At 72.8% G+C, this 23,441-nt stretch carries 22 protein-coding genes; 6 read left to right on the top strand and 16 right to left on the bottom strand.

What is annotated here, in order from left to right; translation table 11 throughout:
* The coding region (locus SGA01_RS41535; protein WP_371866312.1) for a hypothetical protein at positions 1-976 on the top strand (976 nt) is incomplete at its 5' end.
* Between the two features lie 66 nt (positions 977-1,042).
* On the opposite strand, the gene SGA01_RS38635 is transcribed toward SGA01_RS41535, so the two are convergent.
* A complete protein-coding gene (locus SGA01_RS38635; protein ID WP_141302886.1) occupies positions 1,043-2,587 on the bottom strand; it encodes an MFS transporter in 1,545 nt (514 codons plus the stop codon).
* 62 nt (positions 2,588-2,649) lie between these two features.
* On the opposite strand from SGA01_RS38635, the gene SGA01_RS38630 reads away from it, so the two are divergent.
* The gene (locus SGA01_RS38630) at positions 2,650-3,615 is read left to right on the top strand and encodes a helix-turn-helix transcriptional regulator (protein WP_141302884.1); all 966 of its coding nucleotides are present in this window, start codon (positions 2,650-2,652) and stop codon (positions 3,613-3,615) included.
* 114 nt (positions 3,616-3,729) lie between these two features.
* Here the strand turns inward: SGA01_RS38630 and SGA01_RS38625 are convergent, their stop codons facing one another.
* Positions 3,730-4,731, bottom strand: coding sequence for a sigma-70 family RNA polymerase sigma factor (locus SGA01_RS38625; RefSeq protein WP_055642963.1), 1,002 nt, complete (start codon positions 4,729-4,731; stop codon positions 3,730-3,732).
* A gap of 398 nt (positions 4,732-5,129) precedes the next feature.
* Between SGA01_RS38625 and SGA01_RS38620 the strand changes: the two genes are divergently transcribed.
* Positions 5,130-6,185 (top strand): questin oxidase family protein, encoded by a 1,056-nt coding sequence (locus SGA01_RS38620; protein ID WP_229918183.1) that lies wholly within the window; start codon positions 5,130-5,132, stop codon positions 6,183-6,185.
* Between the two features lie 44 nt (positions 6,186-6,229).
* On the opposite strand, the gene SGA01_RS38615 is transcribed toward SGA01_RS38620, so the two are convergent.
* Positions 6,230-7,018 (bottom strand): dioxygenase family protein, encoded by a 789-nt coding sequence (locus tag SGA01_RS38615; protein ID WP_141302888.1) that lies wholly within the window; start codon positions 7,016-7,018, stop codon positions 6,230-6,232.
* 95 nt (positions 7,019-7,113) lie between these two features.
* Between SGA01_RS38615 and SGA01_RS38610 the strand changes: the two genes are divergently transcribed.
* Positions 7,114-7,620: a MarR family winged helix-turn-helix transcriptional regulator gene (locus SGA01_RS38610; protein ID WP_141302882.1), complete on the top strand. Its 507-nt coding sequence runs from the start codon at positions 7,114-7,116 to the stop codon at positions 7,618-7,620.
* A gap of 58 nt (positions 7,621-7,678) precedes the next feature.
* Here the strand turns inward: SGA01_RS38610 and SGA01_RS38605 are convergent, their stop codons facing one another.
* Both SGA01_RS38605 and SGA01_RS38600 read right to left on the bottom strand, forming a co-directional pair.
* A complete protein-coding gene (locus SGA01_RS38605; protein ID WP_055642961.1) occupies positions 7,679-9,214 on the bottom strand; it encodes an MFS transporter in 1,536 nt (511 codons plus the stop codon).
* A 111-nt stretch (positions 9,215-9,325) separates the two neighbouring features.
* The gene (locus SGA01_RS38600) at positions 9,326-9,991 is read right to left on the bottom strand and encodes a TetR/AcrR family transcriptional regulator (RefSeq protein WP_141302880.1); all 666 of its coding nucleotides are present in this window, start codon (positions 9,989-9,991) and stop codon (positions 9,326-9,328) included.
* Between the two features lie 285 nt (positions 9,992-10,276).
* On the opposite strand from SGA01_RS38600, the gene SGA01_RS38595 reads away from it, so the two are divergent.
* Positions 10,277-11,548 carry a M6 family metalloprotease domain-containing protein gene (locus SGA01_RS38595; RefSeq protein ID WP_141302878.1) on the top strand — a complete coding sequence of 424 codons (1,272 nt, stop codon included), beginning with the start codon at positions 10,277-10,279 and terminating at the stop codon, positions 11,546-11,548.
* Here the strand turns inward: SGA01_RS38595 and SGA01_RS38590 are convergent.
* Positions 11,535-13,157 (bottom strand): class I adenylate-forming enzyme family protein, encoded by a 1,623-nt coding sequence (locus SGA01_RS38590; protein WP_141302876.1) that lies wholly within the window; start codon positions 13,155-13,157, stop codon positions 11,535-11,537. The genes SGA01_RS38595 and SGA01_RS38590 overlap by 14 nt on opposite strands.
* Before the next feature lie 270 nt (positions 13,158-13,427).
* Between SGA01_RS38590 and SGA01_RS38585 the strand changes: the two genes are divergently transcribed.
* Positions 13,428-14,420 (top strand): helix-turn-helix transcriptional regulator, encoded by a 993-nt coding sequence (locus SGA01_RS38585; protein ID WP_141302874.1) that lies wholly within the window; start codon positions 13,428-13,430, stop codon positions 14,418-14,420.
* Between the two features lie 165 nt (positions 14,421-14,585).
* Here SGA01_RS38585 and SGA01_RS38580 read toward each other — a convergent pair whose 3' ends face one another.
* The 10 genes from SGA01_RS38580 to SGA01_RS38530 form a co-directional block, all read right to left on the bottom strand.
* Positions 14,586-15,224, bottom strand: a complete 639-nt coding sequence (locus tag SGA01_RS38580; protein WP_167534291.1) for a GOLPH3/VPS74 family protein — start codon at positions 15,222-15,224, stop codon at positions 14,586-14,588.
* An 11-nt stretch (positions 15,225-15,235) separates the two neighbouring features.
* Positions 15,236-16,111, bottom strand: coding sequence for a lantibiotic dehydratase C-terminal domain-containing protein (locus SGA01_RS38575; protein ID WP_141302870.1), 876 nt, complete (start codon positions 16,109-16,111; stop codon positions 15,236-15,238).
* Positions 16,108-18,600 (bottom strand): lantibiotic dehydratase family protein, encoded by a 2,493-nt coding sequence (locus SGA01_RS38570; protein ID WP_141302868.1) that lies wholly within the window; start codon positions 18,598-18,600, stop codon positions 16,108-16,110. The genes SGA01_RS38575 and SGA01_RS38570 overlap by 4 nt, the downstream gene beginning before the upstream one ends.
* The gene (locus tag SGA01_RS38565; protein WP_055642954.1) at positions 18,597-19,703 is read right to left on the bottom strand and encodes a PqqD family peptide modification chaperone; all 1,107 of its coding nucleotides are present in this window, start codon (positions 19,701-19,703) and stop codon (positions 18,597-18,599) included. Before SGA01_RS38565 ends, SGA01_RS38570 begins: the two co-directional genes overlap by 4 nt.
* Before the next feature lie 334 nt (positions 19,704-20,037).
* A complete protein-coding gene (locus SGA01_RS38555; protein WP_055642953.1) occupies positions 20,038-20,217 on the bottom strand; it encodes a thiocillin family RiPP in 180 nt (59 codons plus the stop codon).
* A gap of 73 nt (positions 20,218-20,290) precedes the next feature.
* Complete coding sequence (locus tag SGA01_RS38550; RefSeq protein WP_229918181.1) at positions 20,291-20,476, bottom strand: thiocillin family RiPP; 186 nt, start codon at positions 20,474-20,476, stop codon at positions 20,291-20,293.
* A gap of 63 nt (positions 20,477-20,539) precedes the next feature.
* The gene (locus tag SGA01_RS38545; RefSeq protein WP_141302866.1) at positions 20,540-20,707 is read right to left on the bottom strand and encodes a thiocillin family RiPP; all 168 of its coding nucleotides are present in this window, start codon (positions 20,705-20,707) and stop codon (positions 20,540-20,542) included.
* 67 nt (positions 20,708-20,774) lie between these two features.
* The gene (locus tag SGA01_RS38540; protein WP_107105427.1) at positions 20,775-20,939 is read right to left on the bottom strand and encodes a thiocillin family RiPP; all 165 of its coding nucleotides are present in this window, start codon (positions 20,937-20,939) and stop codon (positions 20,775-20,777) included.
* Between the two features lie 67 nt (positions 20,940-21,006).
* Complete coding sequence (locus SGA01_RS38535; RefSeq protein WP_141302863.1) at positions 21,007-21,747, bottom strand: hypothetical protein; 741 nt, start codon at positions 21,745-21,747, stop codon at positions 21,007-21,009.
* The gene (locus SGA01_RS38530; protein ID WP_141302861.1) at positions 21,744-23,399 is read right to left on the bottom strand and encodes a nitroreductase family protein; all 1,656 of its coding nucleotides are present in this window, start codon (positions 23,397-23,399) and stop codon (positions 21,744-21,746) included. The genes SGA01_RS38535 and SGA01_RS38530 overlap by 4 nt, the downstream gene beginning before the upstream one ends.
* Between the last annotated feature and the right edge of the window lie 42 nt (positions 23,400-23,441).

Raw genomic sequence — 23,441 nt, 5'->3', positions numbered from 1 at the left:
CGGAGCCACGGGTGAGACCGGAGCGACCGGGGCGACGGGTGAGACCGGAGCCACGGGTGAGACCGGAGCGACCGGGGCCACGGGTGAGACCGGCGCTACCGGCGAAACCGGAGCAACAGGCGAGACCGGCGCTACCGGCGCTACCGGCGAAACCGGAGCCACCGGAGCAACAGGCGAGACCGGCGCAACGGGCGAAACCGGAGCCACGGGCGCCACCGGGGCCACGGGCGAGACCGGAGCAACAGGCGAGACCGGCGCCACCGGAGCCACCGGAGAAACGGGCGCCACAGGCGAAACCGGACCCACTGGAGCCACCGGAGAGACCGGAGCTACCGGCGCTACGGGCGCCACCGGAGAGACGGGCGCCACCGGAGCCACGGGTGCCACAGGCGAAACCGGAGCTACCGGAGCGACCGGCGAGACCGGAGCCACGGGCGCCACGGGTGCCACCGGCGAGACAGGCGCCACGGGCGCTACCGGAGCCACCGGCGAGACCGGAGCGACGGGTGCCACAGGTGCCACCGGCGCAACAGGCGCCACCGGAGCCACAGGCCCCACCGGACCGTGCTCCGACATCGATCTCTACGCCCCCTCCAGCACCGAGGACCAGCAGGCCGTGCTCACCGGCGGCAAGGTCTTCGTCGGGCGGGCGGCCTCAGCGGGCGGGACGATCGTCTGGCAGGACCTCAGCAACGCGGACGACGCCCCCGGGGATCCCGACAACGACAACTTCCCCACCGACGCCTGCGGCGTCTCCTACGACAGCCAGGGCAACACGGCCCTCGTCAAGATCGTGACGAAGACCGGGCAGGTCTGGCAGACGGTGGGCGAGACCAACGGCACCGACTTCATCTGGGACGACCCGTGGGTCCAGCAGACGACACCCACACCGGTGGCACTTCGCGCGAACAAGTTCACGCGCGCCCTGCCTCCCGGCACGTCCCGCAACCTCATCCCGGGCCTGAAGCGCCCCTGACGGACAGGTGACATGACGAAGGGGCGGTGCGCACTCGGTGCGCACCGCCCCTGAAGTCGAGGGAGATCAGTGCGTCAGCACCGGCTCCTTCTCGATGCTCCCCGGAGCGTCGTCGCCGTCCTCGTCGCCGTCGCCGCCCTCCAGGTGCTGCTTCGGCTTCGCCGGCAGCGCGAACATCACCAGGAAGATCGCGGCGAGCACGCCCGCCGCCCAGCCGAGCGAGTTCTGGAAGGCGTCCGTGAAGGCCGCCGACACCTCGGTCGGAGCCTGCGCCAGGTTCCGGCCGTCGATCACGCCGAAGAAGACGACCGACACGAGGCCGAGCCCGAGCGCGTTGCCCATCTGGCCCGTCGTGTTGATCAGGCCCGAGGCCGAGCCCGCGTGCTCCCTCGGCACCTCCGAGAGGACCGCGTCCGTCAGCGGCGCCACGATCAGGCCCATGCCCAGACCCATGACCACCAGCGGCGCGATCATCTGCCAGGGCTCGATCCCGGAGCCGTAGCGGCCGGCCACGAAGAAGTAGAGGAGGAGGCCCGCGATCATCGTGAGCGCGCCCGCCTGAAGCACCTTGCGGCCGAAGCGCGGAACCAGCTTCTGCACCGAGAGGCCGGCGGCGAGGGAGACCGCGATCGAGAACGGCACGCCGGTGACGCCCGCCTTCAGCGGGGTCCAGTGGAGCCCGATCTGCATGTACATCGTCCAGACCAGGAAGAAGATGCCGAGCACGATGCCGAAGGTCAGCTGCACGGCGATGCCGGCGGCGAAGCTCTTCACCTTGAACAGCGACAGCTCGACGAGCGGCGAGCCGTCCTTGTTCGTCTTGAACTTCTCGTAGCCGACGAAGGCGCCGAAGACGAGGAGGCTGCCGACCATCATCAGGTGGCCCCACAGCGGCCAGTCCAGCTCACGGCCGCGCGTCAGCGGGTAGATCAGCATCAGCAGCGCCACCGTCACCAGGAGCATGCCGACGATGTCGAGCCGGAGCGCCTTCGGCGCCTTCGACTCGGAGATGAACTTCCGGCCCAGGATCAGACCCGCGATGCCGACCGGCAGGTTGATCAGGAAGATCGGGCGCCACTCGAGACCGGCGATGTTCCACTGCGTGAGCAGCGCGCCCAGCAGCGGACCCGAGACGGCGCCGAGGCCGATGATCGCGCCGAACATCCCGAAGACCTTGCCGCGCTCGTGCGCCGGGAAGGTGACGTGGATGATCGAGAGGACCTGCGGGACCATCATCGCCGCCGCCGCGCCCTGGAGGAGGCGGGAGGCGACCAGCATCTCGGAGTTGGCCGCGAAGCCGCAGAGCGCCGAGGCGAGCGTGAAGCCGGCGGTCCCGATGAGGAAGAGCCGCTTGCGGCCGTAGATGTCACCGAGCCGACCGCCGGTGATCAGCCCGGCCGCGAAGGCGAGCGCGTAACCGGCGGTGATCCACTGGATGGCCCCGAAGGAGGCTCCGAGGTCCCGCTCGATGCTGGGGATCGCGATGTTGACGATCGTGGCGTCGACCAGGTCCATGAAGGCGGCCGTCATCACGATGGCGAGGGCGATCCACCGCCTCTTGTCGCTCGTGTCCGTGGGGGCCGCATCCGTGACGGCTTCGTGTGAACTCATAGGAAGAAGATAGAAGTCATCTAGGCCAAATGATGTCCTAGATGGGCCTCATTCTGGGAGACATGACAGATACCCCGGTTCGACTCCTGAATCTGCTGTCGCTCCTCCAGACCCCGCGCGAGTGGCCCGGCAGCGAGCTCGCCGAACGGCTCTCGGTCTCCCCGCGCACCATCCGCCGGGACATCGACCGGCTCCGTGATCTCGGCTATCCGGTCGAGGCGACCCTGGGCGCGGTCGGCGGCTACCGCCTCGTGGCCGGTACGGCCATGCCGCCGCTCCTCCTCGACGACGAGGAGGCCGTCGCGATCGCCGTCGGCCTCCGGGCCGGCGCCGGGCACGCCATCGAGGGCATCGAGGAGGCGTCCGTACGGGCCCTGGCGAAGCTGGAGCAGGTCCTGCCCGCCCGGCTCCGCCACCGGGTCTCGACCCTCCAGAACGCGACGCTCCCGCTGATCAGGGGCGACGGCGCCACGGTCGCGCCCGCCACCCTGACGGCCCTCGCGGGCACGGTCACGGGGCGGGAGAAACTGCGCTTCGGCTACCGGGCGGGCGACGGCGCCGAGTCGAAGCGGCTGGTCGAGCCGTACCGGCTGGTCTCGACCGGGCGCCGCTGGTACCTCGTCGCGTACGACCTGGGGCGCGAGGACTGGCGGACCTTCCGGGTCGACCGGGTGAGCGACCCGCTTGCGACGGGCGCCCGCTTCACCCCGCGCGAGCTGCCGGCCGGCGACGCGGCCCAGCTCCTGGTCCGCACCATGTCCCGGGCCCAGACCGAGCTGGAGCTCGACGTCACCTTCGAGGCCCCCGCGGACTTCGTGACGGCCCGGCTCCCGTCCCATCTGATCCCGACGGCGACGGGCCCGACGACCTGCCGCCTCCGCACCCGCTCGACCGACTCCGTCGAGTGGCTGGCGCTCCGCCTGGCCCTGGTGGACGCCCCCTTCACGATCCACGGCCCGCCGGCCCTCCACGGCTACGTGGACGAGCTGGCGACCCGCCTGGCGGCGTCGACGCAGGCCCGGACGTGAAGGACGAGGGGCGGGGCGGCCACCTCCGCGGCCGCCCCGCCCCTCGTCACGTCACACCCCTCGTCAGGTCACACCCCTCGTCGGGTCACACTCTGACTCCTTGCGTCCGACGCCTCACGCCACCGCGTCGAAGCCCGTGTCGTGGGCCATCTTCTTCAGCTCCAGCAGGGCGTGCTTCTCGATCTGGCGGATCCGCTCGCGCGTCAGACCGTGCTGCTTGCCCACCTCCGTCAGCGTCCGCTCGCGCCCGTCCTCGATCCCGTACCGCATACGGATGATCGACGCCGTGCGGTGGTCGAGCTTGGCGATCAGGTCGTCGAGCTCCTCGCTGCGCAGCAGCGTGAGCACCGACTGCTCCGGCGAGATCGCCGAGGTGTCCTCCAGGAGGTCGCCGAACTGGGTCTCGCCCTCGTCGTCCACCGACATGTTCAGCGAGACCGGGTCGCGCGCCCAGTCCAGGACGTCGGTGACCCGCTCGGGCGTCGAGCCGAGCTCCGTCGCGATCTCGGCGGGCTCGGGCTCCCGGCCGTTCTCCCGGTTGAACTCGCGCTGCACGCGCCGGATGCGGCCCAGCTCCTCCACCAGGTGGACGGGGAGCCGGATCGTCCGGGACTGGTCCGCGATGGACCGGGTGATGGCCTGGCGGATCCACCACGTCGCGTACGTGGAGAACTTGAAGCCCTTCGCGTAGTCGAACTTCTCGACCGCGCGCACCAGGCCCGCGTTCCCCTCCTGGATCAGGTCCAGCAGCGGCAGCCCGCTGCGGGGGTAGCGCCGCGCGACGGCGACCACGAGCCGGAGGTTGGACTTGATGAAGAGGTCCTTGGCCCGCTCACCCTCGGCGACCAGCGCCTCGAGCTCCTCGCGGGCCGCGCCGCCCGCCTCGCTCTCTATGTCGCCGTCCAGGATCTGCTGGGCGTAGACGCCCGCCTCGATCGTCTGGGAGAGCTCGACCTCCTTGGCGGCGTCTAGCAGGGGTGTCCGCGCGATCTCGTCGAGGTACATGCCGACCAGGTCGCGGTCGGCGATGTCCCCGCCCACGGCGCGAACGCTGCTGGCCCGGCTCGCCCCGCTCTTGGCGGAGGTCTGACGACGGGCGACGGCACGGGTTGCCATGCGTGCTCCCTTGCTGAGTAGGTCGCGACACCCTCTCGGGTGCCCTGCATCCGACGGAAACAACGACTGGAATCAGGACAGAATTCCCACCCGGCACATGGATTTTCGCGATCATGCAGTATCCTGCGCGGCCGCGGCCCCTTCGGGCATGCCGCCGGAACCCACGGAGGTGCAGGTCAGACCGGGCACGGAGGGTGATGCGGCGCCGCTCGCGGGGGCTCCGACCACACTGTCGGTGAGACCGCGATCACATGCGGCGCCATCTGTTCAGACGTCACCGGAGGCGCTGGGGTTGCGCGCACCGACGACCCGGCCCCGAGGCCTACCCGGATCCCGGTCCCGAGGCCTAGGTCCGTAGCCCGTTACGCCCCGCCGCTCCCCGCCCTAGCGTCGCCTGCATGAGCGACATGAACGGCAAGAGCGGCAAGGACGGCCAGAGCGCCGACACGACCGGCACCCTCGACGAGGCTCTCGAACGCCTCCACACCACCGGCCCCGAACGGGGCGGCTGGCTCACCAACCACGCCCCGATGGCCGTCGAGGCACTCGTCCGCAACGGCCAGGCCCTGACCGTGCACAGCTGGCTCGACCGTTACGCGCACAAGCTGGAGGAGCTGCCGCCCGCGACCCGCCCCGTCACGGCGGGCGACTGGCGCGGGGCGCTCGGCGACCCGTCCCGGAGCACCGACTGGACGCGCTTCTTCGCGCGGGAGCTCGACGGCCCCGAGGCCCGCCCGTGGCGCGAGGTCCTCGCCGAGTGGTGGCCCCGGCTGCTTCCCGGGATCGCGGCGGGGGCGACGCACCCGGTGATCCGCACCGGTCACGCCGTACGGACGCTGCTGACCTCCCCGGAGACGGCGCCCCGCCGCGCCGAGCTGGCGCACGCCCTCGGCTACTGGGCGGCCCGCCATCAGCCGCTGCCGCCGCTCGCCCCGCTGGCCGTGGCGCCGAGCGCGGCGGCCGCTCTGGACGCCGTACCGCCGGTCCCGGAGCAGGACGGGGGGATCCGGGACCGGCTCGACCAGCTGACGGGGTTCCCGCAGTGGGGCGCGGCCACGGACCCGGACACCGCGAAGGCGCTGCTCACGGAGCTGGTGGCGGCGGCGACGCACCGGTACGCGACGCACGGCCACGGCGAGCCGATCATGCTGGTCCATGCGGCGACCGCGCCGAACGCGGTCCTCCGCGCGCTGCCCGCGCTCCCCCGCGAGCTGTGGGCGCCGAGCCTGGCGGCGGCCTGGACGGCGGCGGCCGCGGTGACGGCGGCCTACACCCCGCGGGAGTCCGCCCCGTACGAGAGGACCGCCCTCACGGCCGAGGAGGTCTTCGAGCGGGCGGCGGCGCACGGCGACGACCACACGATCAAGTTCACGGACACGGCGCTCGACGTCGGCGACCCGCTCGCGCTGGCCGCCGCCGTCCGTTCGATCGAGCTGAACCCTCCCGTGTTCTGACAGACGGCTCCGACAGACGGCTCCGACAGGCTGATCCGACAGGCTCAGCCGAACTGGACGGACCGCTTGGCGAGCCCCATCCAGAAGCCGTCGATCACGGACCGCTCGGCGTCGAGGTCGCCGGCCGCGTCCGCCGCGCCCATGGTGACGAAGAGGGGGGCGAAGTGTTCCGTACGCGGGTGGGCGAGGCGTCCGGCCGGGGACTTGTGCTCGAAGTCGAGGAGGGCGTCGACGTCCCGCGCCTCCAGGGCGCGGTGTCCCCAGTCGTCGAACTCGGCGGACCAGCCCGGCACGCCGCCGCCGGTGTGGCGGAGGGCGGCGAGGTTGTGGGTGAAGAAGCCGCTGCCGACGATCAGGACGCCCTCGTCCCGCAGTGGGGCGAGCTTGCGCCCGATGTCCATGAGCCGGCGCGGGTCGAGGGTGGGCATGGAGATCTGGAGTACGGGGATGTCGGCGCCCGGGAACATCTCGACGAGCGGTACGTAGGCGCCGTGGTCGAGCCCCCGGTCGGGGATGTCCTGGACGGGGGTGCCGGGTGCGCGGAGCAGCTTGCGGACGGCCTCGGCGAGCTGCGGGGCGCCGGGCGCCTCGTACCGGACGCGGTAGTAGTGCTCGGGGAAGCCCCAGAAGTCGTAGACCAGCGGGACGGTCTCGGTGGCGCCGAGGGCGAGGGGGGCCTCCTCCCAGTGCGCGGAGACCATGAGGATGGCCTTGGGGCGGCGGAGGTCGGCGGACCAGGCGGCGAGTTGGCCGGGCCAGACGGGGTCGTCGGCGAGCGGCGGGGCGCCGTGGGAGAGGTAGAGGGCGGGCATCCGTTCGAGCGTGGCGTCCATGGCGACGACCTCCGGCATCCGTAGTCCTTGAAACTTCAAGCTCAATATCTGCAGAGTAAACCTATGTAGTTCAACTTTCAAGAACGAGTCGTACGATGGGACCCATGGGAGACATGACCGAACCGCGCTGGCTCACCGACGAGGAACAGCGCACCTGGCGCGCCTACCTGCACGCCACCACGCTCCTGGAGGATCACCTCGACCGCCAGTTGCAGCGCGACGCCGGGATGCCGCACGTCTACTACGGACTGCTCGTCCAGCTCTCCCAGGCGCCCCGCCGGCGGCTGCGGATGACCGAGCTGGCCAGGAGCGCCAAGATCACCCGCTCCCGGCTCTCCCACGCGATCGCCCGGCTGGAGAAGAACGGCTGGGTGGTTCGCGAGAACTGCCCCTCGGACAAGCGCGGCCAGTTCGCGCGGCTCACGGACGACGGAATGGACGTCCTGCGCCGCACCGCGCCCGGCCATGTGACGGCCGTGCGTCAGGCGATGTTCGACCGGCTCTCCCCCGAACAGATGACGCAGCTCGGCGAGATCATGCGCGTGATGGCCGAGGGCCTCGAACCCTCGGGCCCGGACGCGGACCTGCCCTGGCTCCGCTGAGCGAGAGGCTCGGGGAACCAGGGCAGGACGCGCCAGGGGCAGGGGTGGGGTGCGCGGGTCAGTGGGCGATGACCGGCACCTTCACCTCGTCGTCCGCGCCCGCACCGGAACCGGCGACGACGCCCATGTCCGGCTTCCCCGTGGTGATCAGGGTGAAGGCGATCACGGCCGAGACGACCAGGATGCCGACGGCCCACCAGATGGCCGCGGTGTAGCCCTCGACCATGCCCTGGAGCTGGAGCAGCTTCTGGGCGGCCGGAGTGGTCGCGCCCGCCGCGTGGTCGGTCAGGTACGCGGTGGTCGCCGAGGCGGCGATCGTGTTCAGCAGGGCCGTACCGATGGCGCCGCCGACCTGCTGCGAGGTGTTGACCATCGCGGAGGCCACACCGGCGTCCCGCGGGTCCACGCCGAGCGTCGCGAGCGACATGGCCGGCATGAACGCCGTACCCATGCCCAGACCGAGCAGCAGCTGCGCGGGCAGGATCAGACCGGCGTACGAGGTGCCGACCTCCAGCTGCGTGAGCAGCAGCATGCCGAGACCGGCGGTCAGGAAGCCCGGGGCCATGAGCATGCGCGGCGGGACGCGGGTCATCAGCCGCGTACCGATCTGCGTGGAGCCGACGATCATGCCCGCGATCATCGGGAGGAACGCGAAGCCCGTCATGACCGGCGAGTAGCCCTTCACGACCTGGAGGTAGTAGGTCAGGAAGAGGAAGAGGCCGAACATCGAGATGACGGCGAGACCCAGCGAGAGGTAGACACCGCCGCGGTTGCGGTCGGTCAGGACGCGCAGGGGCAGCAGCGGGGACTTCACCTTCGCCTCGGTGAGGACGAAGGCGAGGAGCAGCACGGCGGAGCCGATGAACAGGCCGATGGTGCCGGCGTCGCTCCAGCCCTCGGACTCGGCGCGGGTGAAGCCGTACACGAGCGCGACCAGACCCAGGGTGGACAGGATCACGCCGGGGATGTCGAGCGTGGAGCGGTTGCGGCCGCCCGCGGGCTCACGGATGACCAGGTACGCGCCGACGGCGGCGACGATCGCGAACGGGATGTTGACGAAGAACGTCCAGCGCCAGTTCAGGTACTCGGTGAGGAAACCGCCGAGGATCAGGCCGACGGCGCCGCCACCACCGGCGATCGCGCCGTAGATGCCGAAGGCCTTGGCGCGCTCCTTGCCGTCGGTGAAGGTCACGGCGAGCAGCGAGAGCGCGGCGGGCGCGAGGAGCGCGCCGAAGGCGCCCTGGAGCGCGCGGGCACCGAGCATCATCGCCTCGCCGGTCGCGGCCCCGCCGAGGGCGGAGGCGGCGGCGAAGCCGATCAGTCCGACGACGAAGGTCCGCTTGCGGCCCCAGAGGTCGGCGATGCGGCCGCCGAAGAGGAGCAGACCGCCGAAGGCGAGGGCGTAGGCCGTGATGACCCACTGCCGGTTGCCGTCCGAGATCCCGAGGTCCTGCTGGGCGGAGGGCAGCGCGATGTTCACGATCGTCGCGTCGAGCACGACCATCAGCTGGGCGAGGGCGATGAAGACGAGCGCTTTCCAGCGGCCGGGGTCGGCCTCGGCCTGGCTCGCGGGGCTCGCGGGGATTTTGGACATGGGGGTAGCCACCTCTTGGCGCGTACAGGTGAAAAAAGGACGTAAGGGAGTACGTGAGGACGTACGAGTGAAGGGACCGCCGAGGGCGGGGCGGGTGCTAGTCCGCGGTCGTCACGACCGCCGGCAGGAATCGCGTCTCAGGTCCTCCAGGGTCGCGGCCGTCCCCGGCAGCTCGGAGCGCGCGGGCGCCTCCAGGCCGTCGAGGAACAACTGCAGGTGACGGTGGACGAACTGATCGAAGTTCACGCAGGCCGTGCCGGGCAGCGGACGGGTCAGCTGCGAGACCGCCACCATCAGGTCCCCGACGCCGATGTCGGAGCGGAGCCGACCGGCGTGCTGCGCCCGCTCGACGAGGCCCTGGACGGCCTCCTCCAGGCGCTCGCGCTCGACGGTCAGATCCGGGTGGTCCTTGTCGAAGGCGCCGTCGAGCATCGGGCACAGGGCGCCGATGCGTTCGTCGGCCGCGGCGTGGGTGAAGCGGCGGAGGGCGGCGAAGGTGTCGGCCTCCTCCTCGGCGGCGCGCTCGGCGAGCTCGGTGACGCGGGCCATGAGGGAGAGGACGACCTCGCGGACGAGGTCGGCGCGCTCGGGGAAGTTGCGGTAGAGCGTGGCGTTCCCGACGCCGGCGCGACGGGCCACCTCGTCGTACGGCACCTGGGGGCCGAACTCGACGAACATCTCGCGGGCCGCCGTCACGATCCGCTCGCGGTTGCGCAGGGCATCGGCACGCGGGCGCGGTACGCGGCGGACGGGCGCGGTGTCCGGGGTGCTGGTCACGCCACAACCTCCTCAACAGGCCATCGGAATCATCCGAAGCGATCCGGGGACGGACTCCCCACTTCGCGGAACACAGGGTTAAACGGGGAGAGGCTCCCCGCTTATTTCCCGCTCATCCTGTGACGTAGGTCACAGTCGACACGCCGCACGGGGTGCCGACCCGATCGGTCCACCCGGCGCGCGCCCCCGAGCCACTCGCCACAGGCTGATCGCACGACACGGATCTCCGTACCGACCGCACAGGAGACCCGTGCCGCGACCTGCCCCCACCGGAGAGGCGCCCGTATGCAGCACCCCCGCCGACGGATACGCAGGCCGGTCGCGCTGGCGGCGACCACGGCCCTCTCCCTCGCGCTGCTCACCTCCGCGAGCACGACGCTCCCCGACCCCGCCCCGGCCTCGGCCGGCCCCGTGGCCGCCGCGCCGAACGGCGCGCAGCTCGGGCCGTGCCGGATCGCGACCACGATGGGCGTGCAGATGTCGGAGGGGCTGCCCACCGCTCCCGGATACGTGCGCTCCACGGGCCGCGTCAGGGCGCTCACCCTGATGGTCGACTTCCCCGACGCCGTCGGCGAAGGCACAGCGATGAGCCGTTTCCGCGAGTTCTTCCCGCAGACCTCCGACTGGTTCCACACCAGCTCGTACGGGCGCCTGAAGTACCAGGCCGAGGTCCCCATGACCGACTGGCTGCGGATGCCCCGGCCGTTCTCCGCGTACGGGATCGAGCGCGGCTCACCGTACGAGCCGGGATACCGCTCCCTCGTCGAGGACATCGTGAAGGCCGCCGACGCGAAGGTGGACTTCAGCGCGTACGACCTGGTCAACGTCCTCGCCACGCCGAACGCCGGGCCGTCCGCCCTCGACACCGTCCTGTCCGTGACGTTCTCCGGGAACGACGACGCCCCGTACGCCGACGGCGTCCCGCTCGCCAACACGTCCTTCGTCTACAGCCGCCAGGACGACGGCTCCGGCAGCTTCACCGAGACCGGCTACCGGGTGCTGCCCCACGAGAACGGCCACGTCTTCGGCCTGCCCGACCTCTACACCTCGGACGGCGGCGGCACCGTCGGGCACTGGGACATCATGTCCGAGGACTGGGGCGCCAACAACGACCTGCTCGGCTGGCACAAGTGGAAGCTGGGCTGGCTCGACAACGACCAGATCAGCTGCGCCTCCACCCCCGGCTCCACCGACTACACCCTCACCCCGCTGGCCGTCTCCGGCGGCCCCAAGCTCGCCTTCGTCCCGCTCTCCGGCACCTCGGGGTACGCGGTCGAGGTGCGCAGCAAGGAGGGCAACGACGAGGCGGTCTGCGAGCAGGGCGTCCTCGTCTACCGGGTCGAGTCCGACGTGGACACCGGCCACGGCCCGGTGACCGTGTCCGACAGCGACCGCTCCAGCGGCGGCTGCACGCGGCGCCCGAACGTCCACGCGGAGCTGTCGGACGCCCCGTACCGCCCGGGCGAGACGTTCACGGACCGGGTGAACGGCATCCGGATCAGCGTCCTGGCCGAGGACACGGGCGGCGCGTACCGCATCCGCGTCACGCGCAGCTGAAGAGCCCTCTCAGCTCCCTCTTCAGGATCTTCCCGGTCGGATTCCGCGGCAGCTCCCCGTCCCGCACGAGGACACGGGCGGGCACCTTGAAGGCGGCGAGGCGCGCGCCCACGTGGGCGCGCAGCCGCTCGACGTCGGGATCGGCCTCGGGCCGCAGCCGCACGACGGCCACGACCTCCTCGCCGAGCACCGGATGCGGAACACCGAGGACGGCGGCGTCGGCGACGTCCGGGTGCTCGTGCAGGACGCTCTCGACCTCGACGCAGTACACGTTCTCGCCGCCGCGGATCACCATGTCGGTGATCCGGTCGACGACACTGACGCGCCCGTGCTCGTCGACCCGCGCGAGGTCCCCGGTCCGGAACCAGCCGTGGTCGGTGAAGGCGGCGCGGGTCGCGGCCTCGTCGCCCCAGTACCCCCGGACCAGCGACTGCCCGCGCAGCCAGAGCTCCCCCACCCCGTCCCCGTCGGGCCGCTCGATCCGCACCTCGGTGGCGGGCGAGGGGCGCCCGACGCTCCCCGGATGCGCCCGGTACTCGGCCCCGACGTTCGACAGGACGCCGCCGCAGGTCTCGGTCAGCCCGTAGCCGTTGCGGGGCTCGACGCGCTGCCCGTACGCGGCGGTGATCCCGGCGACGATCCCGGGCGGGGCGGCGGCGCCCCCGGTGCTGAGGAGGACGAGGCTCTCCATCGGGTCGCCGGCGGCGCGGGCGGCCTCGAGCAGCTGGAGCGCGGTGGTGGGCACCCCGGCGTAATGGGTGACGCCGTGCCGGCGGATCAGGTCGAGGGCGGCCCGGGCGTCCCACTTCCGCATCATCACCAGGGTCCCGCCGGCGGCCATGACGGCGTAGAAGGACGTGAAGGCGGCCACGTGGAAGAAGGGAAAGGTGGTGAGCGAGACGGGCGCGGGCGCGGTCCCCGGCACCTCCCCGCGAGCGAGGGCCGCGGCGGCGGCGAAGTACCGGGGGTTCATGGCCGCGCCGGACTGCGCGAGGTGCGTGGCGACGGCGCCCTTGGGCCGGCCGGTGGTGCCGGAGGTGTAGATGATCGTGGAGTCGTGCTCGGGAAGGACGTCGACGGAAGGCGGCCCGAGCAGGGGGTCGCTGTCGGGGACGTACGCGACGAACCCCTCCTCGGCCTCCCCCTCGAAGACGATCCCGGGCACGCCGTTCCGGGCGGCCCAACCGCGCACCCGCGCGACCCGCTCCCCGTCGACGAGCAGCACGCCGGGCGTGCAGTCGTCGAGGGCGTACGTGAACTCGTCCTCGGTCCACCAGGCGTTGAGCGGCACGGCGACGAGCCCGGCGAGCTGGGCCGCCCAGAAGGCGACGTGCCACTCGGGGAGGTTCCGCATGGCGACGACGGCCCGGTCCCCGGGGCGCAGCCCGTACTCCCCGACGAACCGCCGGGCGAGCCCGCAGGCGGCGTCGAAGAACTCCCGATAGGTCGTCCGCCCGGCCTCGGACACGAGAAAGACCCGGTCCCCGTAGGCCCAGACGACCTCGACGAACTCCCGCAGGGTCTGCGGCCCGCCGACGTACACCCCGTCCTGAACGGCGAAGGGAGCCCCCTCGGCGGTCAGCCGCTCCACGCCACCCGACACCACCACGAGACCTCCCGCGCACCCGCTCTCCCCAGCTCGGCGACGCTATGCGCCCCCGGTACGGGGGTCAACCCGCGGCCCGGAGGGGTGCGGCGGGCACGCGACGGCCACGATCACCACACCCCGCGCAATGTGACGCCCGCCACATCCCGATGGGGACAGTAGGCGTCCGTTTACTCGGGCATTACTCTCCAAGTCCATCATCCGGACGCGCAGCCACCGCCTGACCAGCGGAGCGCGACGCCGGTGTGCAGGCTGAGCTTCGGGGGGCTCGAGATGGCTGTATCAGGCATGCGCGTATTGGGACTCTCCGAGCTGGAGGAGAGCATCTACCGCCACTTCCTGCGGAATCCCGACACGACCGACGGGGACATCCACCTCCTGCTGCGGGCCGACCGCGAGGCCGTGGCCACCGCCCAGGACCGACTGCGCGAGCTCGGCCTCCTTTACGGCACCGACGGGCAGACCGTGTGCCCGACCGATCCGGCGATCGTCGTGGACCGGCTCACCGAGCTGCGCCTGCGCGAACTCCACCAGGAACTGCAGGAGGTCACCCGCTGCCGGCACCTGGTCGCCGAGCTGCGCGACGAGCAGAGCCCGGCGCTGGCCTCGCCCCAGTCCGTCGAACGCATGGAGAACGTCGCGCAGATCCGCAACCGGATCGACGACCTCGCCTTCTTCGCCCGCGAGGAGATCCTGTCCGTCGAGCCGTACACGGTACTGACGCCCGAGAACATCGCGCACTCGCGCCCGCTGGACCTGCGCTGTCTGAGCCGGGGCGTCCGGATCCGCAGCGTGGTGCTCCAGGAAGCCCTCGCCGATCCGCTGACCGTCGGCTACCTGCGGGAACTCACCGCGAAGGGAGCGCAGATCCGGGTGGCGGAGGACCTCTCGGAGCGCGTCCTCGTCTACGACCGGCGCACCGCGCTGGTCCCGATCGATCCCGAGGACACCTCCCGGGGCGCCCTCGTGGCCCAGGAGACCGGCCTCGTCTCCGGCATCCTCGCCCTCTTCGAGAAGATCTGGTGCCAGGCCACGGACCTGGCGACGATCACCGCCGACGACGAGGAGTGCCCGGGCGGTCTCGCCGAGACCGAGCGGGATGTCCTGAAGTCCATGTGCCACGTCGGCAAGGACGAGATCGGCGCCCGTGACCTGGGCATGTCGGTACGGACCTACCGGCGGCACGTGGCCGACCTCCTGCGCGTCCTGGGCGCGTCCAGCCGCCCGCACGCCGCACTCCTGGCACGCGAACGCGGCTGGATCTGACGCTCCACGGCGCGGGCCGGGCTTCACCGCCCGGGCCCGCACGGCGGCGAACCGGGGCCGGACCGGGTCCGGGTCGGCGCGGTGGGGCCCGGAGCCGGACGGGGTCCGGGTCGGCGCGGTGGGGGCCCGCCCGGGCCCTGACCGCACCCGGCCCGGTCCTCGCCGCTACGAGACGGCCGCGCCCTGGAGGTCCTGGACGGCCCGGCGTACCGCGGCCGACACCGGGGCGGCGCCCTCGGACAGGGCCGTCAACCGGTCCTTGAACGCACGGCGCCGATCGGCGGCCAGGACCGTGCCCAACTGGCCGCCCGCATGAGCGAGCCCGGCCAGCAGCGCGACCCGGCCGTCGGCCGCACCGCCATCCGCGCGGGCGCCCGGGTCCTCGACCGCGGCGGTCACCGCGGCGCGCAGCTCCCCCGCGGCCGCGAGGCCCGCCGGGGTGAGACCGACGCGCTCCAGCGGGAAGACGCCGAAGACCCGGCCGCTGCTCCGCTCCAGCAGACCGTCCTTCTCCAGGCCCCGCAGCACCGCGTGGATCGACGCACGGCCGTCCTTGCGGACCCAGTGCAGCCACTTCCTGCCGGGCTCCGCCCCGATCCGCTGCCACACCTCCCGGAGCGCGGCGTCCGGCGGAGCCTCGCCCACGGCCCCGGCCGCGCCCGCCTCGTCCGTCAGGGCACCGCCGTCGAGCAGGTCGGCGAGCAGCGCGCCGCGCACCGCCGGGGCCAGGGACTGCCGGACGGGAAGCCTGCCGCCCTCCGCGTCGAAGGCGAGCAGGATCATGTCGCCTGCCAGAGTCGTCACAGCTGTTCCTCTCATCCGGGCACAGCACCGGCAACAGCCGCCGGTTTCCTGGCAGTCTGCCCCGCCAGCATGCCGAGCGCCGCTTCCTCGCCGGGCGGGAAGCCCAGCCTGTTCATCACCATGTGCAGGTGATGGAGCACCTGATGGTCCCGTGAGCCGGGGGCCCGCAGGAGGAGTTCGGCCAACGCGTCGGCGTGCGCGTCGATCCGCTCCCGCACGCCGAGTGCGGGCACGCCCTGCTCCCGAACTCCCGCCGAGACGCCGCCGAGCAGGGGCCTGAGCTGCTCCCCGCCGGCGGCCAGGCGCAGTTGCCAGCCCCACCGGGTGCGGTGGCGGACCCAGAAGACGTCCCGCTCCTCCTCGGTCAGCACACGTGCGGTGAGCGCCCGGGCGAAGTAGACGGCGTGCGCCGCCCGTTCGTAGCGCCGGGGCAGGGCCGCGAGGTCGAGCTCGGCGCAGAACGCGCTGTCGAGACGGAAGATGCGCTCGGCGAGGGCGACCCCGTCCGGGCCGCCGTACTTGGCCGATTCCGGCGCGTACAGCGCGGGAGTGATGCCCCGCGTCGGCGAGCCGGGCGGCAGTACACCGGGCAGCAGGCCGACGGTGTCCTCGGGCCGCTCCTCCAGGGTGTCCAGCAGACCGGTGAGCTCCTCGCGGGCGACGGCGTCCAGCGCGTCCACCGCGTCGGCCCCGGCGCGCAGCCGCAGTCGCAGGTGGTGGCCGGTGGCGTCCCAGTACCTGATGAAGAACCAGTCCTCGCTGCCCAGCCTCCCGGCCTGCGCGGCCAGCCACGGCACCAGGGTGCGGACGGCCGCGTCCATGAACCGGGGGCCGCCCGGGTAGACCCGTACGTACCACCAGTCCCGCTGGGGAACGGTCGTGCTCATGCTTCCTCCTCCGGGCGCCGCCAACGCAGCAGCGCGATGTGCTCGGCGGCCCGCGTGCCGCCTGCCGCGTCCCGCAGCGGGTGCGCGGACCTGACCGGCAGCGCCTCGACCAGGCGCAGGTGGCCGGTGGCCGGGCCGGCCCACTGGGCGAGCACGGACAGCGAGAGCGGGGAGGTCAGCGACACCCACAGGGGCTTGCGGTCCGTGCCCTGCTCGTCCGGCCCGAAGCCGGTCAGTCGGTGACAGAAGACCTCCTCCGGCAGGCCGTGCGCACGCCGGAACTCCTCGGCGCGCAGCACGGTCTCGGCGTCGCTCTCGCCCGGCCTCGGCACGGGCAGTTCGGCGGCCGGGACGACCCACGAGGCCCGGGAGACCGTGACGCGGCCGAAGGCGGCCCGCGCCGTCGGCACGACGGCGTCGGTGCGCTGCTCCTGGAGTCCGAACGGCAGGACGTAGTCCGAGTGCGGCGAGCCGTTGACCCACGGGTCGGCGAGTACGGCGAGGAGACGGGCGAACGGCGGGAAGAGATGCGGCGGGACCAGTCCCAGGTAGGCGAGGCCGACGGGGTCGCCGCCGCGGTCGCGCAGCGCGAGCGTCCCTTCGCCCGGGTCGTGCGTGAGCACGGTGTCCGCCAGGTCGAGACCGTCGGCCGCCGGGGTCTCGCCGGGCAGCACCAGCGGCGGGAGCAGACCGGCCGACCGTGACTGGGCGGTGTTGATCTCCGTCCACAGGACGAGTTCCCGGCAGGCCCGGCCGGGCCAGCAGGCCTGGACGTGGGCGCGCAGCCGGTCGCGGAAGCCTTCGCCGAGAAGCCCCCCGAAGCGGGTCACGAGCCCGCCCGTGCCGGGGTTGAACTGGTTGACCACCAGCCGGTAGTCGCCGCCGCGCACGGCCTCCGGGCCGGTCGCGGCGAGCTGGAACAGCACCGCCGCGGCGGGCGGCGCGCTGCTCGGCCCGACCGGCAGCCAGGCCCGCTCGCCCGCGGTCTCCCGCTCGGCGCGGTCGGCGACGGAGGCCTTGTCGAGGTCGGGCTGGGCGTCGCCGTCGACGGCGACACGCATGAGGAAGCCGAGCACGTCGGTGCAGGTCCCGCCCGGCCCGTACTCGGCCGTGAAGCGGTCCACGAGCACGTCGTAGAGGTGCGAGCGGAACACGAACGGGCGCATGCGGCGGCCCAGTTCGGTGAGGTCGCCCCGGACCTCCGGCACATCGAGGAGCTGCGGCAGAGCGAGGTCGCTCGCGACGTCCTCGTACAGCACCTCCCCGGACTCGAACCGGTCGAGACCGGCCCGCCGGGCCCAGCGCCGGGCGGTGTGGCGGGCCCGGGTGAGCGTCTCGGTACGTTCCTCCTCGCCGGCGGCGGAGAGCGCGGCGGCCGAGTCCCTCAACTCCCGCACCTCGCCCGCGATCCCGTCCTCGGGATGCCCCGCGAGCAGCTCCGCCACGGCTCCCACCGGGTCGTCGCCGCGCCGCCAGGGCGGTACGGGCGCGATCAGCCCGGTGTCCAGGAGACGCCGGAAACGACGGAAGGGATCGGGACCGCCGAGGCCGGACAGCAGCCCGTCCAGGGAGTGCTCGGAGTCGGCCGCGAAGCCGGAGAGCCAGGGTGCCGCGTGATCGGCTTCCACGACCCGGTCGAGCCGCCAGGCCAGCCCCCCGTCGGCGACGGGCTCGGGCAGCAGGACCAGGCCGTGCGGAGCATCGGGCCCGCCGGGCCGGACCGGCGCCAGCCGGTACCGCAGCAGACCGGCGGTACCGGCCTCACGGGCCAGACAGCGCAGAGCGAGCTGGGCGAGGGCGGTGGCGGCGTAGCTGTGGGCGGCGGAGGGCGAGGCGGGGGTCGAGGCGTGGGTGGTGAGGGCCGTCGTGTCGGCGAAGCCGGTGGAGCCGCCCTCGCCGACCGTGGTCAGGGTGGAGAACGGGCTGGTCTTCACAGCCGCCCGGGACACGTAGGAGTAGAGCGTGCGCAGGTTGCGCGTCTCGGCGGGGCGGCGGCGCGGGCGGCCGTGGCGCAGCCAGTCGGGGGCGGCGAGCGCGGCGGCCCGGGCGAAGCCCGGATCGGCGAGGTGGCCGGCGAGCGCGGCCGGGGCCGCCGCACGGTCCTCGGCGAGCAGGGCGTCGAGCCGTCGGGCGGTCTCGTCGCGCAGCCGTACGGCCTCCTGCCAGCCACGGAAGTCCGCGACCGCTTCGGGTCCGGCCAACTCGGCGATACGAGCGGGCAGTTCGTCGCCCCACGGCAGCGCACGCAGCCGGTGCGCGGCCCGCTTGGCGGCCAGCACCTGGCGGCGCAGCGGCACCTCGTCGTCCAGGAGGGGCACCAGCGGGAAGCAGGCGTCCTCCACGGCGGGCCGTCGGCGCTCCAGTTCGGCGTGCGCGTCGGCGGCCTCGGCGATCGCCCGCCGCGTCTCGGCCCCGGTGAGGTCCAGGGCCTCGGTGGGCAGACCGCCCACCCGGGTCAGCAGCGGTCCGGAGATCTCGGGGGCGGTCACGGCATCGACCGTCCGACCAGCTCGAACGACCAGATCAGCGACTGGACGACGAAGAAGCCGAGCGCCACGGTGTAGACGCAGCAGACGATGCCGTACGTGACGTGCAGCCGGCGGCTGCGGGCCGGCATCCGCTCCAGGAAGCCCGGCAGCGGGCGGCCCAGCAGGCGGTGCTTGAGCAGGGTGAAGGCGCGGCCCCGTGCGTCGACGAGGCCGAAGCCGGCCTCCAGCGCCGCGTAACCGTCGCTCGGGAGCATCGGGTTGATGTTGGTGACCAGGTTGAGCATCTGGAAGATCAGCAGCGCCCCGGCCACCTGCGCGACCGGGCCGTCGGTGGTGAGCACGAGCAGGGCGGCCGCGCCGGTGAACCAGCCGTCGCTGAGCGGTCCCGCGACGGCGAGCAGGACCCGGCCGCCTCGGGAGCGGACGCGGTAGGCGTCGGTGCGGTCGACGTACGCGAGCGGCATGAAGTAGAAGAGCAGCGCCACTCCCAGGCCCCGCACGGGGACCTTGAGCACCTGGCAGACCATGGCGTGCGCGCTCTCGTGCACGAGGATCTGGAGGAACATCAGCGCGATGGCGACGAGGGTTCCCGTGCCCAGCAGGTCCTTGGCCGGCGGAGCCGAGGTCAGGACCGCGTAGAGGCCGAGCAGGATGCCGAGGATGCCGCCGCCGGCGAAGACGCCGACCGACAGCCAGGACGGGACCGGGCGCAGCAGCCGGGCCACCGGCTCCAGGACCGTCGGGAGCGAGCGGGTGATGACGAATCGGGGCATCAGCATGCTGGTGCCGAAGCGGCCGCCGGCGCGCTTCTTGGGCTCCCGCTCGGCTTCGGTGCCGACGAGAAGGCCGCTGCGGCTCAGCTCGTCGACGAAGGCGGTGAGCTCTCCGCGTACGCCCTCGGCGGGTACGCCCCGGCGCTCGGCCATCAGGGCCGAGAGCTCGTCCAGCGAGTGCGCTCCGTCGAACTGGCGGAGCAGCGCGGCCGCCGACTTGGTCAGCCGGTGGTAGGTCCCGCCCTTCGGATCGAACATCAAGGGGTGGTCGTCCATCCCCCGGATGATCTCCAGATCCTCCCGGAGCTTGGGTGCGGTGCACGTGTCCACGGCGCGGTTCCTCCCTCCGCAGCGGCGGCCGGTCCGCTACCGTGCCGGGCCGCCTGGCTCTAATCTGGTCTGGTCTGACGCAGTCCGGTCCGGGAAAAGCGGACCGGGCTGGGCCTGTGCGGCGGATCAGGGTCGGATAGGCCGCGGCGTCTGGTGCGGTGCATCGCAAGGCGCCGGAGCGTCCTCATAGCGGAGCTATGTGGGCGTTTCGGCAACGCGGCGAGGTGCCGTGCCAGGCGTCGCGGTCCCGGCCATGATCCGCCGGACAGGACCGAGGGCCCTGGGCCCCCGGGGTACTAGGACCACCCCGGGAGCCCAGGATCCGTAGGGCTGATCAGCCGCCCTGGCTGGAGACGCTGCTCATCGAGCCGACACAGCCGACGGGGCAGCTGGCCGAGCCGGCGCAGGCGCCGCAGAACGCGGTGGTGAAACCGGGGCTGACGGCGTCCTGGAGGACCTCCAGGTCGAGGGACTCCGACCACAGCTCGAGCTCGTTGTCGAGGTTCTCGTTCATGGCGTTCACTTCCTTTTCTGTCGTGCCGCCTGCCGGTGCAGGCGGTGGGAGTGCGGGTGGTGCTGCGGACGCTCTAGCCGAAGCTGGAGGCGCTCGCGGAGGAGGAGGCGGTGCTCGTCGGGCACGAGGCCGTCGAGGCGGTGCCGGCGGTCGCCCAGGTGCCGAGGGCGACGCCCTCCTTCAGGGGCTCGAGACCGAGGGCGTCCGAGGCCAGCTCGTCGGCGGACAGGTCCAGTTCGAGGTCGTTGAAGTCCTGCACTGAGGAATCCTTTCTGTGTGGCGTGTGGCGTGTGCCGTGTGGCGGAGTGACCCGCGAGGGGGGTCAGCCGATGGTCGACGCGGACGACGCGGTGGCCGCGGACGTACCGGGGCAGGACGCGGTCGAAGCGGATCCGGCGCAGAAGAAGCAGCCGAGGGCGTTGCCCTCCGGAAGCTCCTCGATCGCCAGCTCGTCACCGTCGATGACGTAGAGCTCGAGGTTGTTCTCCATGGTGTTCACCTCCCTTCGATGTGCGGTGCGGTGGGGACGGCCGGCAGGACCGGCAGGGGGCTTCGGATCAGCCGTAGGTGGACGCGCTGCTGACGGACGACGCGGACGTCGCCGGGCAGGACGCGGTCGAAGCGGATCCGGCGGACGCCCAGCTCGCGAGGGCGTTGCCCTCGGGCAGCTCCTCGATCGCCAGTTCCTCGGCGTCGACGGCGTACAGCTCGATGTCCTCCATGCGAGGCACCTCCTCAGGTGTCGTGCGGTGGTTGAACGGCTCCCGCACCCGGTCGGGGCGGGAAGTCTCAGGGGGCCGGCGGCAGGCCCAGGGCCAGCGCGAAGATCTGCTGGCGGCTCGTTCCGTCGCTGAGCAGCGGGCCGCGGACGGCCGCCGGGATGAAGCCGGCGAAGACACTGCCGACCAGTCCGTGGGCGACGCCGTCCAGCCACATCCCGTACGCGACGGAGCCGGCACGGGTGAGCAGCAGCCGGTAGCCGTGCCCGCCGTGGCGGTGGACCGCGGCGTCCAGCGGTACCCCGATCGAGATGATCGCGGCGGCGTCGGAGAACTCCGGCTGCAGCGTCAGTCCGTAGCGGGCCGCTCCGGTGGGCAGCTCCATCACCGGGGTGAAGGAGGACGCCGCGGCGTCGAAGCGGTGGACGGCGGGGGTGACCCCGGTCAACCGGTGGGCGACGACGGTGAGTTCGAGGGGACAGTCTGCGCCGTCCGCGCCGTCCGCGTCGTCGGCGTAGGCCGTGCCGTCCGCGGATCGCTCGTCGAGCTCCAGGGCCCGGGCCATGATGCCGGCCAGCAGTCCGGCGGGCAGGGGCTCCTGGGAGAAGCCGCGCAGGGAGCGCCGGTTCTCCAGGGTGGTCAGGAGGTCGTGGGGCACGGTCCGGTGGCTGTACGGGTCGACCGTGACGGTCGGTCCGATCGCCGCCGGGTCCGGTACGCGGCGTTCGGCGAGTGCCGTGGCCGCGGCGCCGCCGCGCTGCTCACGGAAGGACGCCAGCATGTCCATGGCCAGTTCGTGCGGGGCGCTCACGGGGCTCCTCCCAGGTCGACGAGGGTGGTGATCGGTTCCAGGTCGGGGTCGATCCCCAGGGCCGCGGCGACCGCGAGGTCGTCCCAGCGGGTACGGATCGCGACCGGCAGGTCCAGTGCGGTCGCCGCGGAGCGGAGCGTGGCAGTGGCGCAGCCGGCGTCGAGCAGGACGATCCGCAGGGCGAACGCCGCGTACTTCTTGGCGACCTTGGTGAAGTCGCCGGTGAGGACGACCGTCAGAGGTGCCTCGCCGGGGACGGCGCCGGGGTCGGCCGCGAGCCTGGCCAGTCGGTGCTCGGAGGCCACGTATCCGTAGACGCCGGGCTCCAGACCGGGCACGTCGCGGACCACGAGGTGGGCGACGACGGAGCCGATGTTTCCGCCGCTCGCCGTCCAGCGCTGCACGCGGCCGGGCAGCAGAGCCCTGCGGCCGGCGGTGACGGCGAGGAGCAGTGCGGCGGTCCGGTCGTCGAGAAGGGCCGGCGACGGTGAGCGCAGGGCTGCGAGCGGAGGCTCCGGGAGGGGCACGGCCGCCGCGACGGGCCAGGTCTTCTCGTCGTTCTGCAGAGCGATGTTGGAAGGCTTGTAGTGGGCCTGGTGGGCCTTGCCGTCGGCGTACTCCCGGGGCGGGAAGGCGATCGCCGCCTCGTAGCGCGCGGCGAGCGGTGGGGCGACCGGGTCGCCCGGTGCCGCCGAGCAGTGGGGGCAGCCGGGCCGGGTGGCGGCCGAGCGGCGCTGCTGGGAGAGATCCGCCAGATCGACGGTGCGCCACTGGGACGGCAGCGGGCTCGGCGTGCTCCGCGAGAGCAGCGCGAACAGGTCCCGGGCGAAGAGCGACGCGGCCAGTTCGGCGTCGCCGGGCAGCGGGGGCCGGTCGTCCGCCGGGTCCTCCGCGGTGCGGCAGGCCAGACAGGGGGTGAAGGCGAGGTCGACGTACGGCCCGAGATGGGCGGTGCGGCCGGTGAGCGCGAGACGGATCAGCGGTACGCCGGCCAGGGCGCAGGAGGCGGCGAGCGCCGCGGAGGCGTCCGGGTCCAGCCCGGCGGCGACGGCGAGGGTGCTCCCGGGTGCCGGTGCGAGCGCGGTGCCGATGTCCGGACCCGAACTCGTACCCGTACCCGAACTCGTACCCATGTCCATGAGGGAGTCGGCGAGGTGGCGCCGGGTGGCATCGGCCAGGGGGCCGGTGCCGAAGACCTCGACCCGGGCCCGGGCCAGCCGGTCCAGGGCCTCCTCCCAGGCGTGGTTGGCGCCGGTGGAGTCGCCGATACGGGAGAGGAAGTCGGCGAGCGCGTCGGGCACCGCCGCCGCCCGGGAGGCGGTCGCCTCGGACGCGGCCTCCTCGATCAGACCGCAGGTCCACAGCAGGGACAGGGCCTTGAAGACCGTGCCGGCCGGTATCCCCAGAGCCTCGGCCACGTCCTCGTGGCCACGGCTGCCGTCGAGCAGGGGGAGCATGCGGGGCAGCAGTTCCCGGGCGGCGGCGCCGCGCAGCAGCTGCTTCTTGGGGGTGCCTTCGACGACGAGGGCCTCGGGCGTGTGGTGCAGGGAGAGCCCGCGCCGGAGCCTGGGCCGCGCCGGGACGTGGAACTGCGGGTCGTTCAGGGCGGCCGAGGCCATGGCTTCGGCGGTGATCACAGAGTGGTCCGGCATCGAGGCCTCCTTTCCGGTTCAGGTCGTACGAGCGAAACGCGC

The organism is Streptomyces gardneri, assembly GCF_006539185.1.
Taxonomy (GTDB): domain Bacteria; phylum Actinomycetota; class Actinomycetes; order Streptomycetales; family Streptomycetaceae; genus Streptomyces; species Streptomyces gardneri.
Note: the sequence above shows the minus strand (reverse complement) of the source record. Positions and strands in the feature narration are given on the sequence as shown.

Excerpts from the sequence above, each read along its gene's own strand:
- SGA01_RS38635 (WP_141302886.1), bottom strand. The coding sequence starts at position 2,587 with ATGAGTTCACACGAAGCCGTCACGGATGCGGCCCCCACGGACACGAGC.
- SGA01_RS38630 (WP_141302884.1), top strand. The coding sequence starts at position 2,650 with ATGACAGATACCCCGGTTCGACTCCTGAATCTGCTGTCGCTCCTCCAG.
- SGA01_RS38625 (WP_055642963.1), bottom strand. The coding sequence starts at position 4,731 with ATGGCAACCCGTGCCGTCGCCCGTCGTCAGACCTCCGCCAAGAGCGGG.
- SGA01_RS38620 (WP_229918183.1), top strand. The coding sequence starts at position 5,130 with ATGAGCGACATGAACGGCAAGAGCGGCAAGGACGGCCAGAGCGCCGAC.
- SGA01_RS38615 (WP_141302888.1), bottom strand. The coding sequence starts at position 7,018 with ATGGACGCCACGCTCGAACGGATGCCCGCCCTCTACCTCTCCCACGGC.
- SGA01_RS38610 (WP_141302882.1), top strand. The coding sequence starts at position 7,114 with ATGGGACCCATGGGAGACATGACCGAACCGCGCTGGCTCACCGACGAG.
- SGA01_RS38605 (WP_055642961.1), bottom strand. The coding sequence starts at position 9,214 with ATGTCCAAAATCCCCGCGAGCCCCGCGAGCCAGGCCGAGGCCGACCCC.
- SGA01_RS38595 (WP_141302878.1), top strand. The coding sequence starts at position 10,277 with ATGCAGCACCCCCGCCGACGGATACGCAGGCCGGTCGCGCTGGCGGCG.
- SGA01_RS38585 (WP_141302874.1), top strand. The coding sequence starts at position 13,428 with ATGGCTGTATCAGGCATGCGCGTATTGGGACTCTCCGAGCTGGAGGAG.
- SGA01_RS38575 (WP_141302870.1), bottom strand. The coding sequence starts at position 16,111 with ATGAGCACGACCGTTCCCCAGCGGGACTGGTGGTACGTACGGGTCTAC.
- SGA01_RS38555 (WP_055642953.1), bottom strand. The coding sequence starts at position 20,217 with ATGAACGAGAACCTCGACAACGAGCTCGAGCTGTGGTCGGAGTCCCTC.
- SGA01_RS38545 (WP_141302866.1), bottom strand. The coding sequence starts at position 20,707 with ATGGAGAACAACCTCGAGCTCTACGTCATCGACGGTGACGAGCTGGCG.
- SGA01_RS38540 (WP_107105427.1), bottom strand. The coding sequence starts at position 20,939 with ATGGAGGACATCGAGCTGTACGCCGTCGACGCCGAGGAACTGGCGATC.
- SGA01_RS38530 (WP_141302861.1), bottom strand. The coding sequence starts at position 23,399 with ATGCCGGACCACTCTGTGATCACCGCCGAAGCCATGGCCTCGGCCGCC.